Origin of the sequence: Streptomyces akebiae (assembly GCF_019599145.1) — a bacterium.
In the GTDB taxonomy this organism is placed as follows: domain Bacteria; phylum Actinomycetota; class Actinomycetes; order Streptomycetales; family Streptomycetaceae; genus Streptomyces; species Streptomyces akebiae.
This window is the reverse complement of the sequence record NZ_CP080647.1, coordinates 10,040,287-10,057,810: the sequence shown is the minus strand read 5'-3', so window position 1 is coordinate 10,057,810 and position 17,524 is coordinate 10,040,287. Positions and strand designations below refer to the sequence as shown.

Here is a 17,524-nt window from a genome sequence, read left to right as displayed (position 1 = left end):
GCCACCGGACTTGAGGGACGGTCGGGCGTCGGGGTCATCCCTTCAGCCCTCCCGCGAAGCCGTTGATGATGCTGCGCTGCAGCAGGAAGTAGACGAGCAGGACGGGCAGGATGCTGATCACCAGCGCGGCGAAGATGAGGTTCCAGTCGGTGACGTACTGGCCGACGAAGCCCGCGATCGCGACCGGCAGCGTCTGCTGGGCGCTGCCGCTGAGGTACAGCAACGGGGTGAAGAAGTCGTTCCACACGGCGACCGTGTTGAGCACGAGGGCCGTGACGGTGATGGGTTTGAGCATCGGCAGGACCACGTACCGGAAGCTCTGCAGGGGTGTGCAGCCGTCGATCAGGGCCGCGTCCTCGAAGTCGCCGGGCAGGGCGCGCAGGAAGCCGACGTAGAGGAAGACGGTGAACGGCACCTGGAGGCCGGAGTAGAAGAGGACCAGTGCCCAGGGGGTGCCGAGCAGACCCAGGTCGCGCATGGTCTGGTACAGCGGCAGGGAGGCGAGCTGGAAGGGGAGGGCGAGGCCGAGCAGGATCGTCAGATACGTCCCCCGGGACCAGCGGGCGGTGATCCGGGCCAGCGGGTACGCGGCGAGCGACGACACGGCCAGCACGACCACGACGCTGCACACCGTCACCAGCAGGCTGTTGGCCAACGCCCCGCCCAGCGCTCCCTGTTGCCAGGCCTGGGTGAAGTTGTCGAGGGTGGGTGAGGTGGTCGGACCGATCGGCGAGGAGGTGTCCGACGTGGGGCGCACGGCGAGGTTGACCAGGACGTACACCGGGAAGCCGACGAACAGGGCGGCGGCGATCATCGCCAGTTCCAGCGCCAGCGTGCGGCGGCCGTAGCGGTTCATGACGCGGCCCTCTCGTTGCGGGACAGGGCGGCGTACTGACCGGCCGAGACGACCGCCACGATGATCGTGAGGACGACGGCGAGCGCGATGCTGTAGCCGAACTCGCCCAGGGTGAAGGCGTCCTTGTAGATGAGCGTCGAGATGGTGTCGGTCGCGTGTCCGGGCCCGCCGCCCGTCAACGCGTAGACCTGGTCGAAGAGTTTGATCCCGCCGATGATCGACAGCATCAGGTTGATGGTGAGGGCCGGGGCGAGCAGGGGCCTGGTCACCGACCAGAAGCGGCGCACCGGGCCCGCCCCGTCCATGGACGCCGCCTCGTGGATCTCCTTGGGCACCGACTGGAGGCCGGCCAGGAAGATGACCATGGAGTAGCCCGCGTACTGCCACACGGTCACGCCGACCACCGACCACAGGGCCAGCTCCGGGTCGCCGAGCCAGTCCTGCCGCGCTCCGCCCAGCCCCACCGCGCCGAGCAGGCTGTTGACGGCTCCGTCCGGGCCGAGCAGGTTCCGCCAGAGGTAGGCCGTCACGATCGGGGTGATCACGGCGGGCGCGAACAGGAACACCCGCAGGACGTTGCGGGACCTGATGGCGGAGTTGACCCCCAGGGCCAGCAGCAGCCCCACCGCGTTCTGGATGACCGTGATCGCCACCGCGATCAGCAGTGTGTGCCAGATGGCCTGCTTGGCATCGGGGTCGCCGAGCATGTCGGCGAAGTTGTCCAGGCCGACGAAGGAGAAGTCGGGGTCGAGCCCGTCCCAGTCGGTGAAGGCGTAGTACACGCCGCGGACGCTCGGCACCAGGACGACGAAGGCGAACAGCAGCATCGCCGGCAGGGCGAACCACCACGGCGGGGTCGTGCGTGCGGACCGGGGCCGCGGATCCGGTGCCACGACCGGAGGCCTGTCCTTGTCGACGAGCCGCTCGTGCGGGGCCAGAGCCACCGACGAACCCCCTCTCTTGAAACGATTCACATCACGTGCCGTGTCGATCTGCCGATCCGCGCCCCGTAGGGACGCGCCCGGCTCTCCTGGCTGTGTGCGGTGCTGAATGGAGGAGCGGCCCGCTGTCGGGCCACGGGAAATCGGTACGGCTTTGGGTAACGTTTCCCAAAGGGTGTGGCCAGACCCTAAGGAGCGTCCCGCGTGACGTCAAGATGTCGCGCACATCGCCGCGACGTCACACGGCCCGCGCCGCCCGAACCTCCCGGCACTCTCGGCCCACGAGAACCGGACCCTCGTTCGACCTGCGCGTTCCGGCCTACACTTCGGCCGGACGATCTCCCGAGAGGCAAGGACCGGATGGAGCCGACAGCACCGCAGCGCAGGGTCACCATCGTCGACGTCGCGCGTCACGCCCGGGTCTCCGTCACCTCGGTGTCCAAGGTGCTGCGCAACGCCTACGGGGCCAGCCCCGAGATGCAGACCAAGGTGCGCAGGGCGATCGAGGAGTTGGGCTACCGGCCGCACGCGGGGGCCCGCGGCCTGCGGGGGCAGACCTACACGATCGGTGTGATGCTGCCCGACATCCGCAACCCGTTCTTCCCCGAGATCCTCGACGGCGTCACCGACTCGTTGGAGGAGACCGACTACCAGGTGTTCCTGGGGCCGGGCTGCAACGGGGAGAAGGCCGAGGCCCGGGTCACCGAGGCGATGATCGACCGCGGCATGGACGGTCTCGTCCTGGTCGCCCCGGTCTCGTCACGCGCCCACCTGGAACATGTCGCCGGCGCGGTCCCCACCGTCGTCGTCGGCCGCCACGGCTCCTCGCCCGCGTACGACACCGTGGCCGACGACGACACCGAGGGCGCGGCCCTGGTCGTCCGGCATCTCGTCGGTCTCGGGCATCGCCGGATCGCCCACATCGAGCACCACGAGACCGATCCGACGCGTCTCGCGGAGATGCCCAACGCCCGGCGCGCGGACGGATACCGGCAGGCCATGCGGGTGCACGGGCTGGAGGAGTTCATCGACGTGATCTCCACCAGCTACAGCCAGGAGGGCGGCCACCGGGCGGCGCGGGAGTTGCTGGGCCGCCCCGCCCCGGCCAGGCCCACGGCCGTCTTCGCCGGGGCCGACATCGCCGCGATGGGCGTGCTCGACGCGGTGGCCGAGGCCGGCCTGTCCGTGCCCGGCGACCTCTCGGTGGCCGGATACGACAACACCACGTTCGCCGCCTACGGCCCGATCTCGCTCACCAGCGTCGACCAGTGCGGCCAGGAGATGGGCCGCAACGCCGTACGCCTGCTCCTGGAGCGGATCGCCGACCGCGCCCGCCCGTCGACCAAGGTGATCCTCTCGCCCAGGCTGGTGGCACGCCGGTCCACGGCCCGCTTCGCCGAGTGAACCGTCGCCGCCGATGTCGAGTTTTGAGAAACGTTACCCACCCCCCTGGGACGAGAGCCGGGAAGATGACGGATGACAGCGGAACAGGGACGTACGACGACCGTGACCCGGCGGGGCACCGGGTCTGCTCCGCCCCTCTCACCCCGGCATGATCGGTACGGTGGCTGTGGGGATCCGCAGCGGGATCGGGAGAGGGGCGGCGCGGCCGTGAGTGAACAGGCAGGCATCAGTACGGCGAAGGAGGCAGCCGACCATGAACTCGTCCTCGCGTTCGGACGGCTGCAGGGTGCGGCCAACCGGCTGGAGTACATCCTCGGGCGGGCACTCGAAGTCGAGTGCGGCATCAGCCACCTGATGTTCGAGGTGCTGCTCATCCTCGGGCGGGCGGGTGAACCGGGGCTGTCCATGCGGGCCGTAGCCCAGGAGCAGGTCCTCACCACCGGCGGCGCCACCCGGCTGGTGGACCGCATGGAGGCGGCGGGGCTGGTGACCCGGGCGGAGTCCCCCTCCGACCGGCGCGGAAAGCTGGTACGGCTGACCCCGCTGGGCGAGGAGACGACGGTGCGGGCCGCCCTGGTCCACGTCGAGAACATCAAGAAGTACTTCCTGGACCCGCTCCCGGAGGCGGACCGCGCGCGGTTCGCGGAGGATCTTCGCATCCTCAGCCACACCGCCAGGGACGTACTCCCCCGGCTGCCCTGACCCCCACGACGCGACGCGGACGATCCGGCCGGTCAGGCGCCCTCCGCGCGGACGCGGTCCGCGATGCCCGTGGTCAGTGTCTCCGCCTGGTCCTCAAGGTTCCACCGACCTTCGCGGTAGGCGTGGTTGCTGATCCAGAACACGAGGACGCCGTCGCGCAGGGACCGGCTCACGAGCCCCAGGGACCAGTCGTTGCCGCCGTCGTGCCAGGCGAGCCGGCCGTCCGGGGTGTCGCGCAGGCTCCAGCCGTATCCGTACGAGTTCTCCGATTCCGGCTCCGCCGCGCGAGGTGCGAAGAGCTTGTCCCTGGCCGGCGCCGGCAGGATCTCGTCCCCCAGGAGCGCACGGTGCCACCGGAACATGTCGTGGGCGGTGGAGAGCATGCCGCCGTTGCCGCGCAGGTTCCAGTACGGCCCGTCGGCGGCCCAGGGATGGTCGAAGGGCCTGCCCTGGGCACGCCCCTCGCTGTCGTACTCCACCGCGACCAGGTGCCGAGGCCAGCGGGGCAGCACATAGCCGGTCTGTTCCATCCCGGCCGGCCGGAACAGGTGCCGGGCCAGGAACCGTTCGTACGCCTCGCCGGACGCCTCCTCGACGATCGCGGCGAGCAGGCTGTAGCCGGTGTTGGAGTAGTGGAACTCCTTGCCCGGGGCGGACCGCGGCTTCGACGAGAGGGCCCGGCGCACCAACTCCTCCCGCGACACCGGGTCGTAGTCGTCGCCGAGGCCCTCGACCAGCCCCGAGGTGTGCGTGAGCAGGTGCTCGATCGTGATGCCGCGCTTGTCCTCCGGCACTGCCTGCTCCCGTCCGAGGAACCGGCTGATCGGATCGCTCACCCGGAGGCGGCCCAGCACCTCGAGTTTCACGATCGCGGTCGCGGTGAACTGCTTGGTGATCGACATGACGTCGTACACGGTCCGGCAGCTCGCGGCAGTGCCCGCGGCGCGGTCCGCCGCTCCGAACCCGCCGCAGTGCACGAGCCGGTCGCCGCGTGCGGCCACCACGGTGCCACCGGGCCCGGCGGGCAGGGTGCGGCGGAGGAAGTCGGCCACCGACTCCCCGTCGCGGTGCCGGGACTTCGCGGCGCGCCCCCGCGACTCGTCGGCACCGGCCCCTTCGGCGCACCCGGCGAGCATCAGCAGCGCGGCCAAGGCGGTGGCGACGGCCGTACGACGGCGGTGGCCGCGGCCGTGACGGGGGCGGTGCGGGTGGCCGTGGCGGTGGTGAGACGGGTGGCCGTGGCGGTGGTGAGACGGGGTCCTGCCCATGTGACCTCCAACATCGGGAATCCGTCCCGAGGTTGGCCATCGCTCCAGCCGCTTCTCAAGCCATGATGGTGTTCGAGCTTGTGCGAGCCCGTGTACGTCCAGGTCGAACAGGGGGAACCACGATGACCACAGCACCGCCCACACCGCCGGACACCGACGCGGTCGCCTTCGTGGCGGCGCTCCGCCGCCTCAAGGCGTGGTCGGGCCTCAGCTACCGCCAACTGGAACGCCGCGCGACGGAAGCGGGCCACACCCTGCCCTACTCCACGGCGGCGACCATGCTCGGCAGGGACCGCCTGCCCCGCGAGGAGTTGGTCGCCGCGTTCGTGGCGGCCTGCGGAGTGCGGGCGGACGAGGCGGAGGCGTGGCTGGACGCGCGCGTGGCCATCGCGTGCGGGCCGCCCGCCGAGACCCCGCCCGTGCCTCGGAACAGTCGGTTGCGGCCGCGCCGTCGGACGCTCGCGATGGCCGCGGCACTCGCCACCGCGCTCCTCGGCGGCGTGACGGCGGCCGGCACCTTCACCGACGACGTGGAGGTCGAACAGACACGGACGTCACTTCACATGCCGCGCTCCTGATCAAGGCCCGGCGGCTCGACCCACCGGTCGGCGGGGGGCGGTCGACGCGAGCCGGTCGGCGGCGGGCAGGTCGGCGGAGGGCAGGTCGGCGGCGGGCAGGTCGGCGGCGGGCCGGTCGGCTCGATGCAGAGAGAAGACGTTGCGGGAAGACTCGGCGGGAACTGTGACGGGAAGACCAGCGGTGCCGACGCCCCGGCAGGCTGCTCGGTACGGCTCAGGGGTGAGGGGGACCGTCACTCACTCCCCGAGGAGCCGCCGAAGCCAGCGCAGCCGGGCCTCCCGGGCGTCGACCGAGAGCGCGGCCTGCGGCACGAGGCCGTCGAAGCCGTGAAAACCGCCCGGCCACACGTGCAGTTCGGCACGTCCTCCGGCCTGCCAGATCCGGGAGGCGTAGGTGACGTCCTCGTCCCGGAAGGTCTCGGCGGACCCGACGTCGATGAAGGCCGGAGGGAGATCCGAGAGGTCGACCGCGCGGGCGGGAGCGGCGTACGGCGGGACGTCGTCGGTGCCGCGCGCCTCGCCCAACAGGGCATTCCAGCCTGTCTCGTTGGCGGTTCGGTCCCATACGCCGAGCCCGGCCATCTGGTGGGCGGACCAGGTGTCGTTGCGGTCGTCGAGCATCGGGCACATCAGCAGCTGACCTATGGCACGGGGACCCTCGCGGTCCCGGGCGAGGAGGGCGAGGGCCGCGGCGAGTCCACCGCCGGCGCTGCCTCCCGCCAGCACGATGCGGTCCGGATCGCCACCGATCTCCTCGGCGTGGGCCGACGTCCACAGCAGGCCCGCGTAGCAGTCCTCGACCGGTGCCGGGTACGGATGTTCGGGGGCGAGCCGGTACTCCACCGACACCACCACCAGGCCCAGCTCCTCGGCCCAGTCCAGCGGCAGTCCCAGCCGGTTGGTGCCCACGATCATGCCGCCGGGGTGGGTGAAGTAGACGATCGGGCGGGGACCGGGCACGGATGTGGGCCGGCAGACGAGCAACGAGACGTCCGGCGCGCCCGGCGGGCCGGGCACGGACCGCTCGTGGACCTCGAAGAGTCCGCCACAGCTCAGTTCGTCGTTCGTCAGGAGGGGGACGTCGCCGTTGAGCCGCTCCCTCGCCGCGGGGATGTCGTCCGGGGTCGCGCTGGTCGGCGCCTGATCGCCCAGTTCCACGAGAGCGGCGGCCAGCTCCGGGTCGAAGGGCGGCGGGGGTGTGGTCATCTGAACCTCCTGGGAGTTGATCGTCTGTGTGACCGCGGTTCCGGCGAGGAAGAGTGCCGCCGCGGGGCGACAGCGCGGTTCGGCCGACGTGGGGGGGCCGGGGCCCCGGTGCTACGGCTCGGCGGGCCGCGGCCCCGGGGAGGCGGCGTGGGTGCCCGGCTCTCCGCGTGGCGGGCCCTGAGGCCGGAGGACTGGAACGGGATGGTCACGGCGAGAGCCCGTGTGCGCCTTCTCCGACGGGGCGTGCGGCCTCACTCCGGCGGCCTCCGGTCGCGGTGCCGGCCCCTCCGGTCGCGGTGCCGGCCCCGTCCGGTCGTGGTGCCGGCCCCGTCCGGTCGTGGTGCCGGCCTGTGCCGCACTCGTCCCGCCCCCGGCCCGGAACACGTTGCGCCGCGTGACGGGCGGAACAGTAACCGGCTGTCCGGTCCACCGTCCAGCCCCTCGGCGAGCGCGTCCTCCAGCTGCTCACGGAGCCCGACGATCCAGCTGCGCGGACACCGGCTCCGAGCACGGCGCGCCTGGGCTCCGCCGCCGCAGGCACCCCCTCAGGTCGAGTCCCGATGCTCGATGCCGAGCGGGTCCTCGATCCGCGCGGTGAGCGTCGCCTTCCCGTCGAGCGCGTCGACCACGCGGCGGGCCAGACCCCGCGCGAGGGTGTCGGTGTCGCGGACGACCGTGGTCAGGGACGGTCGCAGGAGGGCGGAGCTGGGGATGTCGTCGACGCCGATCACCGCGAGGTCCCCCGGGACGTCCAGCCCGAGGGCCTGCGCGCCCAGCAGCACGGCCATGGCGATGTCGTCGTTGAAGGCGCAGACGCCCGTCACCGGCGGGTCGGCGGCCAGCCAGGCCTTCACGGCTTCCGTGGCACCGTCCAGCTCCAGCGGGACACTGCGGACGACGGGTTCGGGGAGACCGCGCTCCTCACAGACCTGCCGGACGCCGTCCAGCCGCGGCTGGGCGAGGACATCGAGGCGTGGCAGGTCCGGGTAGGCGTAGCCGAGGCGACGGTGCGAGGCGGCGAGATGGCGGGCCTGGAGCGCGCCGATCGGTTCCTCGGACACCAGTGGGGCCGCCGGCGGGGCGTGGCCGTCCTGCGAGGACGCGCCGTGCATCGTCATGACGACCTCGATGCCGACCGCGCGCATGGCCTCGGCCTCGCTCTCGGGGAACCGGTTCAGCGCGAGGACCGCGGCGGGCGTCAGGGCCTTCCAGACCTCCCGCAGGGGCCGGGCGGGTTGCGCCGAGGAGTGCACGAGGAAGGTGAGCTGGTGTTCGGCGAAGGCGTGGGTCAGCTGCTGGATGAGCCGTCCGAGCACATGGTGGATCGGCCAGTCCGGCAGCACCCCGAGCACGATGTCGGAACGTCCCGTACGCAGCGCGCGTGCCGCCGCCGAGGGCGCGTAGCCGAGCCGGGCCGCGGCCTCCCACACCCGCTTACGGGTCGCCTCGGCGATCTCTCTGGCCCCTTGCCAAAGCCCGCGATCGCGGGCTAGCTTACCCGCTCAGTCAACCTACACGTTTAAGTGGCGCGTTTAAGTAACACTCCGTAGCCACCACCCGTACCGACATGCGGCACTTCCGAAGCCGTATGCGGCACTCCCCCACACGCGCAGTCTCCGGTACTCAGCGAAGAGGACCCATGTCTGGCCCCACACACCCCACGAGCAATCCCTGGAAGACAGCGACGCTCGCCGGCATGGCCTCCTATCTGGACTCCGCCGCCCTGGTGACGTCGGGGATCGCCATCGGCGGCTACTACGCCGCACCGCTGCAACTCGCCCCCGGGACCATCGGCTCCCTGCTGGGACTGCAGACCCTGGCGTTCGCCGCCGGTGCGCTGTTCGGCGGCCGGCTCGGCGACCGGTTCGGCCGCCGGACGGTCTTCACCTGCTCGCTCGTCCTGTACGCGGCCGGTGTCCTGCCGCTGTTGGCGGCGGCGAGCCCCGCGCTGCTGTTCGCGGGTGTGATCGCCACCGGTCTCGCCATCGGCGCGGACCTCCCCGTGTCGCTCGCGCTCGTCAACGAGGAGGCGCCCGAGGGCAGGAAGGGCACCATGGTGGTGTTCTCCGGCATGCTCTGGCTCGCCGGCATCGTGGCCGTCCTGCTGCTCAGCTCCTTCATGGGAGCGCAGGGCATGCTCGGCGGCCGCGTCCTCTTCGCGCATCTGCTGGTCGTGGCCGTCGTCGTCCTGCTCCTGCGGCTCACCCTCAGCGAGTCGGCCGAGTGGGCCGCCGCGCGCCGGGCCGCCGACGCCCACCCCAACTCCGCCTCGGAGAGCGTCGAGTTCGGCCGTGTCCGGGATCTCTTCCGGGCCCCGACCGTGTACGCCCTGCTCGCGACGGGCCTCTACTACGCCACCTGGAACCTCGGGGCGAACACCCTCGGTCAGTTCGGCACCTTCCTGTGGACCGCTCTGGCCGAGGGGGAGGTCGCTCGGTACTCGCAGCTGACGCTCCTCGGGCTCCCGGTGGGTTTCGTCGCGGGCCTGGTGTTCATGCGCGTGGTCGACCGGCCCGCCCGGCACGCCTGGTTCGCCGCCGGGACCGCCCTGATCGTCACCGCCTGGGCCCTGCCCGCGCTGTTCGGACCCGGCGAATTCACCCTGGTCGCCGTCATGCTCGTCTCCGGCCTGGGCAACGCCTTCGCCGGTGAGTCCATCTACAAAATCTGGTCCCAGGAACTCTTCCCCACCCTGCTGCGGGCCACCGCGACCGGCGTGACCATGGCCTTCACCCGCGCTCTCGCCGGACTGGCCGCCCTGGGCACACCCGCACTCGCGCTGGGCCACACCGGGCTGTTCTTCGGCCTGCTCCTCGGCGTCACCGTGCTCTCCGCGGTCATCGGTCTGCTCTGGGTGCCACGCCTGGCCCGGACCGCCCGGTCCGAGGAGCCCGCCGACGCCGTCCAGCGCGTGGAGCCCGCCGACCCGAGCGGCGCTCCCACCCCCGACACGACCGAAAAGGCTGTGCCTTGATCCGCCACCACGATTTCCCTCACGCAGGCCTGACGCTGCGCTCCACGCTACACATCCCCGAAGGCCCGCCAAAGACCCGCCACCCCACGGTGGTGTTCGTCCACGGCTTCACCTCCAACCGGATCGAACTGCCGAACTTCGTCGCCATGTCACGGCTGCTGGCGGCCGAGGGCATCGCGTCCGTGCGGTTCGACCTCTCGGGCCACGGCGAGAGCGACGGTGACTTCTTCGACGTGACCATCACGGGCGAGATCGCCGAGACCCGCGCCGTCCTGGGCGCGGTCCGCACCCTGGACTTCGTGGACCCGGACCGTGTCGGCCTGGTCGGCATGAGCATGGGCGGCGTGGTCGCCGGGATCACGGCCGCCGAGGAGCCCCGGATCGCCGCGCTGTGCCTGTGGTCCCCGGCCGCGGTCGCCCCGTTCGAGATCGGCAGCGGTTACCTCAAGGGCCGTGAACTCGCCCCCGAGATCGCCGAGAAGGGCTACGTCGACGCCGACGGCCACCGGATGAGCGCCGCGCTCGTCGAGGACATCGCGGGCCTCGACGTCTACGGACGGTCGGGCGCGTACACCGGTCCGGTCCGCATCCTGCACGGTGACAAGGACGTCGTCGCACCCCTGGAGTACGCACGACGCTACCTGGACCACTACGGCCGGAACGCCGAGCTGGAGATCGTCGAAGGCGCGGACCACGCCTGGGGAAGCGTCCCCCACCGCACCGCACTGCACGGGTCCACGCTCAGCTTCTTCCGGAGGCACCTCCAGCCATGAGAACGTCCGGTCCCACGGCACCGCACACGACGGACACCACGACCTCGGTGACGGGCCTGCGCACGGCGGACGACTCCGGTCTCGTCGCCACCGCGTACCCCATGCCGCGCCTGTCCTGGTCGCTCACCGGCGAACGGCCGGGCATCCTCCAACACGCCTACGAGATCGAGGTGTCGACCGACCCGTCCTTCGAGGACACCACGTCCAGCGGGGAGGTCGGGGCCGACACGGTGACCGATCACCCGTGGCCGGCCCAACCACTGGCCAGTCGCGAGGTCCGCTACTGGCGCGTCCGCGTCCGCACCGACCTCGGGTGGACGCGGTGGAGCGACCACGCCCGGGTGGAGGCCGCGCTGTTCGACGACGTGGACTGGGCGGCCCGCCCCGTCCACCTGCCCGATGACCGGGGCCGTACCTCCCCCGGCCCGGTGCCGTTGCTCCGCCGGGAGTTCCACCTCCCGGCGGAGCCGGTGTCCGCGCGGCTGTACGTCACCTCGCTCGGCGCGCACCGCACCGCCGTCAACGGCCGCACCGTCTCCGACGACCTGCTGGAACCGGGCTGGACCAGCTACCCCAACCGGCTGCTCTACGCCACCTACGACGTCACCGGCCTGCTCAGGCCCGGCGCGAACGCGCTGTCGGCCGCGATCGGCGACGGCTGGGTCCGCGGCCACCTCACCTGGCACAAGAACCGCGACGTCTACGGCGACACGACGGCGCTGCTCGCCCAGCTCGAGGTGGACCTGGCCGACGGGACCAGGGTCACGATCACCACCGACCGCCACTGGAAGGGCGGTTACGGCGACCTGCTGGCGGCGGACCTGTACGACGGCTGCGAACGCGACCTGCGCCACGAACCCGGCGGCTGGCGTCTGCCGGGCTTCGTCGACGCCGGCTGGGAACCCGTCGCCGTCCTGCCCCTGCCGAAGGGGCTGGCACAACGGGCCCATCCGCCCGTGCGCGTCGTCCAGGTCGTGCGGCCCGAGCAGCGGACCCTGCCCGACGGCACGATCGCCGTCGACGCGGGCGAGAACCTGACCGGCTGGCTGCGCCTGCGCGTCGACGGGCCCCGGGGCGGCACCGTCACCGTCCGGCACGCCGAGGTCCTCGACGCCGACGGCCGCCTGCTGACGAGCATCCTGCGCGGCGCCCGCGCCACCGACCAGTACACCCTGGCCGGTGACAGCGCCGAGCTGGCCCCGGAGTTCACCTTCCACGGCTTCCGGTACGCCGAGATCGTCGCCTCCCCGGGGGTGAGAGTCAGCGCGGTCGAGGTCGACGTCGTGTCCAGCGATCTGCGGCGCATCGGCGAGTTCCGGTGCTCCGACGAACGGGTGAACACCCTGTACGCCAACGTCGTACGCTCCCAGCGCGGCAACTTCCTCGCCGTGCCGACGGACTGCCCGCAGCGGGACGAGCGGCTCGGCTGGACCGGCGACATCATGGCCTTCGCCCCGACGGCCTGCGCCACGTTCGACAGCGCCTCCTTCCTCGACAGCTGGCTGACCGACCTCCGCATCGAGCAGGGGCCGGACGGCGCGGTCCCGATGGTGGTCCCCGACGTACCGCTCGGCGAACTGCCGCCCGCCGAGCTGCCGTTCGCGGGAGCCGCCGCCGGCTGGGGCGACGCCGCCACGGTCGTGCCGACCGCCCTCTTCGAGGCGTACGGCCGCCCCGGCATGCTGGAGCGCCACTACCCGGCGATGCGCGCCTGGGTCGAGTTCACCGTCGCCCACCTGGACGACGACGGGACGTGGAGCGGCAACGCGCAACTCGGTGACTGGCTCGACCCGACCGCGCCCCCGGAGGACCCGGCGCGCGCCACCACCGACTCCGGGTACGTCGCCACCGCCTTCGTCGCGCACAGCGCCCGGCTGCTCGCCGACGCGGCCCGCGTACTGGACCGCCCGGACGACGTCGAACGGTACGCGGCCCTGCACCGGCGTACCGCCGAGGCCGCCTGGCGCACGTGGGGAGACCACGCCCGCACCACGCAGACGGGCTGCGCGCTCGCCCTCTGCTTCGGCATCGCGCCCGCCGGCGAGCGCGCCGACGTCGGCAAGGCCCTGGCCGCCCTGGTGCGCGCGGGCGGCGGCCGGATCGCCACCGGTTTCCTGGGCACGCCGTTCGTGCTGCCCGCCCTCGGCGACACCGGCCATGTGGCCGAGGCGTACGAGCTGCTGCTCAACCCCGAGTGTCCGGGCTGGCTCTATCAGGTCGCCCGTGGCGCCACGACCATGTGGGAGCGGTGGGACGCGATCCGTCCCGACGGCACCATCGACGTCGAGAACGCCGGCACGATGCTGTCGTTCAACCACTACGCCTACGGCGCCGTCGCCGCATGGCTCTACCGGTCCGTGGCGGGGCTACGGCCCGTCTCCCCCGGCTACCGCACCATGGAGTTCGCGCCCCGTCCCGGCGCCACGCTCACCTCCGCCGAGGCCTCGATCGTCACCCCGTACGGCACCGCGTCCGTCGCCTGGTCGATCAGTGGCGACACCCTCACGGTGCGGGCCGTGCTGCCGCCCGGCACCACGGGACGGTTCAGCGCTCCCGAGGGCTGGCATCCCGCCGAGGATGTCGGTGAACTCGCCTCCGGCAGCCACCTGTTGTCCCTGCGTCCCGCGTCGCCCCAGGGAGCCGCGCACCCCGGGAGCCCGTCGGCCTAGGCCCCCTCACGCCCGGTCCGACCGGGCCCGCACACGGGCGGCCCGCTGCTCCCTGACACGCGGCGGGCCGCTCTTCCCTGCCTCAGCGCAGGGCGTCGGCGAAGAAGTCGAGCGACCGGTCGACCTCGGCGAGCGCCGGGGTCCGGTTGAGGTGGCCGTGCGGCATGCCCGCGGCCAGGTAGGTCGTGACGTCGACCTCGGACGCGGTCAACTGCCGTGCCAGCAGTTCGGCCGAGGGCCGCAGGTCGTCGTACTCGGAGATCAGGACGCGGACGGGCGGGAGGCCGTGCAGCGGGGCGGCGCCCGGCAGCGCCTCGCGCGGGAGGTCGGTGAGCCGGCCGACGTAGTTCTCCACCATGAACTCGATGTCCGCCGTGGTGAACCGCATCGTCGGCGGCAGGTCCGCCATCTCGGCGACGGTCTTGCCGTCCAGGGCCGGCACGGGGAAGTGCGCGAACGGGTAGGCGAGCAGCAGGAGATCGGCCGGCCGCAGCGACTCGTCCCGGTCCCGCAGCGCGGCGGACAGTGCCAGCGCCGCGCCCGCGCTCGCTCCGCCGAGGGCCACCAGTTCGGCGTCGGCGGCCTGTTCGGTCCTCAGCCACCGCCACGCGGCGTGGACGTCGTCCGGCGGAACGGGGTGGCGGACCCCGCCCGTCGCCAGCCGGTAGCCGACGGAGACGACCAGGGCCCCGGCCCGTGCCGCCAGTTCGGCCGCGACGACGTGCGCCTCGGGCATGTCGAGGTCGCCGCCGGCGAAACCGCCGCCGTGCGCCCACAGGACGGCCCTGGTGGCGTGGTGCGCGGGCGTGTACGTCCGTACGGGCACGGGGCCGTGCGGTCCGGGTATCTCGTGGTCCTCGACGGCGACGTCGGGCTGCGTCCATTCCGCCGGATCCCGCATGAACGCGCCGAACCTCGACCGCGCGTCCGGGTCGGCGAGATCGGCGAGGGTGAGGCCGGCGAGCAGGTGCAGTCTCTCCGCGAGGTAGGGGTCCAGGGGCATGGTGACCTCTTTCGGTGATGTCAGGTGGGCGTGGGCCCGGCACAGTGGGCACGCCGAAGGGGGCCGGGCACGCCGAAGGACGGCGGACGGGCAGTGGACGCGGCCGGCGGCGGACCGAGCGTGGACCGCTCAAGGACCCGGATCCTGGGCACCCGCCGAGGTTCTGGGCACCCGCCCCTCCGTTCGGCCGCGTGACGGCTCCGCACGTCAGGCCGATCCGCGGATCTCCAGCCTGACGTGCGGTTCCACGGGGATCCCGGTGGCCTGTGTGCCGTCGAGCGCGGCCCGCACCGAGTCCGCGTACAGTTCGGCGATCCCGGGGAGGTCCTGGACGACGGTGGTCAGCGGTGGCCAGGACGCCGCCGCGGCAGGGGTGTTGTCCACGCCGACCACCGCCATGTCCCCGGGGGCTTCGAGGCCGAGCTGTCGCAGACCGGACAGCACGCTCACGGCCACGTCGTCGTTGAAGGCGCAGATGCCGGTGACCGGCGGATCGGCGGCGAGCCAGGACCGTACCGCCTCTGCGGCGGCGCCGGGTGCCAGCGGGACGGTCCGGACCTCGGGGGCGGGCAGTCCCAGTTCGGCGCAGACCTTGCGGACGCCGTCCAGGCGCGGCCTGGCGAAGACGTCGACCCTCTCGTCGTCGGGGTAGGCGTACCCCAGACGCCGGTGGGAGGCCGCCAGGTGGCGGGCCTGGACGGCACCGATGGCGTTCGCACTCGTGATGCCCTCCTCCTCCCCGAGCCCCGTGTCCTCGTACAGGGCGGCGATCACCTCGGTGCCCGCGGTCCGCATCGCCGCGTGGTCGGCCTCGGAGAACGGCGCGAAAGCCAGTACGGCGGCCGGGGTGAGGGCCTTCCAGATCTCGCCCAGTGGACGGGCCCCGCGGATGCTGGAGTGGACGACGAAGGTGAGATCGCGCTTCGCGAACGCGAGGGTCAGCTCCTGGACGAGGAGACCGGTGGCGTAGCCGAGCGGCCAGTCGGGCAGCAGGCCGAGCACCACGTCGGAACGTCCGTAGCGGAGGGTCCGGGCCGCGGCCGAGGGGGCGTAGCCGAGCTTGCGGGCCGCGTCCAGCACCCGCTGACGGGTCGCGTCGGTGATCTTCTGGTGTGCCGTGTTGTTGAGGACGAAGCTCACCGTCGCCCGGGACACACCGGCCTCGCGGGCCACGTCCGCACTCGTCACTCTCGCGCCTCGCGGTGCCATCGTCGACCACCTTCCACGAACCTCTTGCGCGACGCAGGAGACACAGTTAGTTTACGGGCATCCACTTTAACGTGTTAGCGACACGTTAAAGCTACTCCAAGTAGTGATGATGTGGGGTTTCGCGATGGGACGCCCAACCGACTCATCCGATCGCCGTCATTGAAGCAGACTCCCCGCGACGCCCACGAGACGGAGTGACCCTCCGGGTGCACCGCGGTGGGTCCCGTCCGTCGGGCCGGCATCGCCCCGCATGTCCGCCGGCCCCGCCGGCCCCTCACGTGAAAACCGGCGGATCCGCCCACCGAGCCCCGCGCCCTGGTGGCCCACTCCCTCGCAACCTCCTCAATTCGGCCCGCTTTTCCTTTCGGAGACCCTCGATGAAGAGAAGAACCGCACTCCAGGCCTCGATCTGCGTGGTGGCCACGCTCACGCTCGCCGCCTGCGGTGGTGGACAGAGCACCAGCGGCGGCGGCAGCGCCGGTCCGGTCGACCTGACCATCGCCCTGTCCTCCGCGCCCAACAGCCTGGATCCCTCTCAGGTCGCCGTCGGGCCCTTCCTGAACTACATGGACCCCGCCTACGCGACGCTGCTGACCCGTAAGCCGGACGGCAACCTCGGGGCAGGCCTGGCGGACAAGTGGGGCTACGTCGGCAAGAAGAACACCAAGTTCGAGCTGCGTCTGCGCAAGGGCGTGAAGTTCGCCGACGGCACGCCGCTCACCGCCGCCGACGTCGTCAACTCGTTCAAGTACTTCCAGAAGGGCAGTGGGCCCGCCGCCGCCTGGTTCCGTCCGCTGACGTTCTCCACCCCCGACAGTTCGACCGTCGTGGTCACCAGCCCCACGCCCAACCCCGACATGGGCACCCTGTTCACTCCCCCGTACATGGGCGGCGCCATCGTCAGCCCCGCCGGGCTGAAGGCCCCGAAGAAGCTGGCCTCCACGACCTTCGGCGCCGGACCCTACGTCTACGACGCCAAGCAGTCGGTCTCCGGCGACCACTATGTCTACGTCCCGAACAAGAACTTCTACGACCAGGACGCCATCCACTTCAAGAAGATCACCGTCCGGGTGATGCCCAACGCCAACTCCCAGGTGCAGGCCCTGAAGTCCGGGCAGATCGACCTCATGTACGGCACCCCGGACGTGGCGCCGACGGTCAAGGGCAACAAGGCGATCACCACGCTCCAGAAGCCCACCACCTGGGCGGGTCTGTTCCTCCTCGACCGAGACGGCACCGTCGTCAAGGGCCTCGGCGACGAGCGGGTCCGGCAGGCGCTGAACTTCGCCGTCGACCGCTCCGCGATCACGAAGGCGGTCTACGGCGACTACGGAACCCCGGTGTCGCAGCCGCAGATGCCCGGTTACGACGGCTACAGCACCGCCGCCGCGGACATGTACCCCTACGACCCGGCCAAGGCCAAGAAGTTGCTCAAGGAGGCGGGCTACGCGAAGGGCCTGACCATCCCGGTCAACTACGGGTCGTTCGACCCCTCGACGACCAAGATGGTGCAGGCCGTGCAGGGCCAGCTCGCCAAGGTGGGCGTCAAGCTGAAGCTGCGGGCCGCCACCAACTTCGGCGGCTGGATCAACGACCTGCTGACGAAGAAGTACGCGGCCACCGTGCTCTCGCCCGGCACGGGCGGCGAGGCCAACTTCTACGCACAGCAGCCGCCCTTCACCAAGACGGGCATCATGAACGTCTTCGGCGTGGCCGACCCGGACGTCGACGCCGCGTACGCCCGGCTCGCCGCGGCGGGCCCGAAGGCCGGCGCGCAGGCGTCGGTCGACCTCACCGATGTGATCGTGCGCAAGGCGCTCGCCCTGCCGGTCTCCGGTACCGACACGATCGTCATGTACAACAGCAAGCTCCGCGGGGTGAAGTTCCCGGAGGGCGGCGCGCAGCTGACCTCCAACACCCTGTGGACCACCAGCTGACGAG

The 17,524-nt window shown here is 71.8% G+C and carries 14 protein-coding genes; 7 read left to right on the top strand and 7 right to left on the bottom strand.

Annotation, left to right across the window (positions count from 1 at the left end):
- Positions 1–34: 34 nt before the first annotated feature.
- Entirely contained in the window at positions 35–856 is an 822-nt protein-coding gene (locus K1J60_RS43585; RefSeq protein ID WP_220651055.1) for a carbohydrate ABC transporter permease, read from the bottom strand.
- A complete protein-coding gene (locus K1J60_RS43580; RefSeq protein WP_220651054.1) occupies positions 853–1,800 on the bottom strand; it encodes a carbohydrate ABC transporter permease in 948 nt (315 codons plus the stop codon). The genes K1J60_RS43585 and K1J60_RS43580 overlap by 4 nt, the downstream gene beginning before the upstream one ends.
- Before the next feature lie 357 nt (positions 1,801–2,157).
- On the opposite strand from K1J60_RS43580, the gene K1J60_RS43575 reads away from it, so the two are divergent.
- Both K1J60_RS43575 and K1J60_RS43570 read left to right on the top strand, forming a co-directional pair.
- Positions 2,158–3,201 (top strand): LacI family DNA-binding transcriptional regulator, encoded by a 1,044-nt coding sequence (locus tag K1J60_RS43575; RefSeq protein ID WP_220651053.1) that lies wholly within the window; start codon positions 2,158–2,160, stop codon positions 3,199–3,201.
- 207 nt (positions 3,202–3,408) lie between these two features.
- A complete protein-coding gene (locus K1J60_RS43570; RefSeq protein WP_220651052.1) occupies positions 3,409–3,903 on the top strand; it encodes a MarR family winged helix-turn-helix transcriptional regulator in 495 nt (164 codons plus the stop codon).
- 32 nt (positions 3,904–3,935) lie between these two features.
- Here the strand turns inward: K1J60_RS43570 and K1J60_RS43565 are convergent, their stop codons facing one another.
- The gene (locus K1J60_RS43565; protein WP_259408189.1) at positions 3,936–5,171 is read right to left on the bottom strand and encodes a serine hydrolase domain-containing protein; all 1,236 of its coding nucleotides are present in this window, start codon (positions 5,169–5,171) and stop codon (positions 3,936–3,938) included.
- A 122-nt stretch (positions 5,172–5,293) separates the two neighbouring features.
- On the opposite strand from K1J60_RS43565, the gene K1J60_RS43560 reads away from it, so the two are divergent.
- Complete coding sequence (locus K1J60_RS43560) at positions 5,294–5,749, top strand: hypothetical protein (protein WP_220651051.1); 456 nt, start codon at positions 5,294–5,296, stop codon at positions 5,747–5,749.
- A 237-nt stretch (positions 5,750–5,986) separates the two neighbouring features.
- Here K1J60_RS43560 and K1J60_RS43555 read toward each other — a convergent pair whose 3' ends face one another.
- Both K1J60_RS43555 and K1J60_RS43550 read right to left on the bottom strand, forming a co-directional pair.
- On the bottom strand, positions 5,987–6,955 hold the full coding sequence (locus K1J60_RS43555) for an alpha/beta hydrolase (protein ID WP_220651050.1): 969 nt from the start codon (positions 6,953–6,955) through the stop codon (positions 5,987–5,989).
- Between the two features lie 545 nt (positions 6,956–7,500).
- Complete coding sequence (locus tag K1J60_RS43550; protein ID WP_259408188.1) at positions 7,501–8,385, bottom strand: LacI family DNA-binding transcriptional regulator; 885 nt, start codon at positions 8,383–8,385, stop codon at positions 7,501–7,503.
- A 209-nt stretch (positions 8,386–8,594) separates the two neighbouring features.
- Here K1J60_RS43550 and K1J60_RS43545 point away from each other — a divergent pair, with 209 nt between their 5' ends.
- The 3 genes from K1J60_RS43545 to K1J60_RS43535 are packed head-to-tail and all read left to right on the top strand — an operon-like array spanning position 8,595 to position 13,371.
- On the top strand, positions 8,595–9,929 hold the full coding sequence (locus tag K1J60_RS43545) for an MFS transporter (RefSeq protein WP_220651049.1): 1,335 nt from the start codon (positions 8,595–8,597) through the stop codon (positions 9,927–9,929).
- Positions 9,926–10,702 (top strand): alpha/beta hydrolase family protein, encoded by a 777-nt coding sequence (locus K1J60_RS43540; protein ID WP_220651048.1) that lies wholly within the window; start codon positions 9,926–9,928, stop codon positions 10,700–10,702. Before K1J60_RS43545 ends, K1J60_RS43540 begins: the two co-directional genes overlap by 4 nt.
- Complete coding sequence (locus K1J60_RS43535; RefSeq protein ID WP_220651047.1) at positions 10,699–13,371, top strand: alpha-L-rhamnosidase; 2,673 nt, start codon at positions 10,699–10,701, stop codon at positions 13,369–13,371. Before K1J60_RS43540 ends, K1J60_RS43535 begins: the two co-directional genes overlap by 4 nt.
- A gap of 82 nt (positions 13,372–13,453) precedes the next feature.
- On the opposite strand, the gene K1J60_RS43530 is transcribed toward K1J60_RS43535, so the two are convergent.
- Positions 13,454–14,374 carry an alpha/beta hydrolase fold domain-containing protein gene (locus K1J60_RS43530; protein WP_220651046.1) on the bottom strand — a complete coding sequence of 307 codons (921 nt, stop codon included), beginning with the start codon at positions 14,372–14,374 and terminating at the stop codon, positions 13,454–13,456.
- A 207-nt stretch (positions 14,375–14,581) separates the two neighbouring features.
- On the bottom strand, positions 14,582–15,583 hold the full coding sequence (locus tag K1J60_RS43525; protein ID WP_220651045.1) for a LacI family DNA-binding transcriptional regulator: 1,002 nt from the start codon (positions 15,581–15,583) through the stop codon (positions 14,582–14,584).
- Between the two features lie 377 nt (positions 15,584–15,960).
- On the opposite strand from K1J60_RS43525, the gene K1J60_RS43520 reads away from it, so the two are divergent.
- Positions 15,961–17,520 carry an ABC transporter substrate-binding protein gene (locus tag K1J60_RS43520; RefSeq protein WP_220651044.1) on the top strand — a complete coding sequence of 520 codons (1,560 nt, stop codon included), beginning with the start codon at positions 15,961–15,963 and terminating at the stop codon, positions 17,518–17,520.
- Positions 17,521–17,524 lie beyond the last annotated feature (4 nt).

Bases quoted from the DNA above. Each gene is read 5' to 3' on its own strand.
- K1J60_RS43575 (WP_220651053.1), top strand. From the start codon at position 2,158: ATGGAGCCGACAGCACCGCAGCGCAGGGTCACCATCGTCGACGTCGCG.
- K1J60_RS43555 (WP_220651050.1), bottom strand. From the start codon at position 6,955: ATGACCACACCCCCGCCGCCCTTCGACCCGGAGCTGGCCGCCGCTCTC.
- K1J60_RS43545 (WP_220651049.1), top strand. From the start codon at position 8,595: ATGTCTGGCCCCACACACCCCACGAGCAATCCCTGGAAGACAGCGACG.
- K1J60_RS43535 (WP_220651047.1), top strand. From the start codon at position 10,699: ATGAGAACGTCCGGTCCCACGGCACCGCACACGACGGACACCACGACC.
- K1J60_RS43525 (WP_220651045.1), bottom strand. From the start codon at position 15,583: ATGGCACCGCGAGGCGCGAGAGTGACGAGTGCGGACGTGGCCCGCGAG.
- K1J60_RS43560 (WP_220651051.1), top strand. From the start codon at position 5,294: ATGACCACAGCACCGCCCACACCGCCGGACACCGACGCGGTCGCCTTC.
- K1J60_RS43530 (WP_220651046.1), bottom strand. From the start codon at position 14,374: ATGCCCCTGGACCCCTACCTCGCGGAGAGACTGCACCTGCTCGCCGGC.
- K1J60_RS43565 (WP_259408189.1), bottom strand. From the start codon at position 5,171: ATGGGCAGGACCCCGTCTCACCACCGCCACGGCCACCCGTCTCACCAC.
- K1J60_RS43520 (WP_220651044.1), top strand. From the start codon at position 15,961: ATGAAGAGAAGAACCGCACTCCAGGCCTCGATCTGCGTGGTGGCCACG.
- K1J60_RS43585 (WP_220651055.1), bottom strand. From the start codon at position 856: ATGAACCGCTACGGCCGCCGCACGCTGGCGCTGGAACTGGCGATGATC.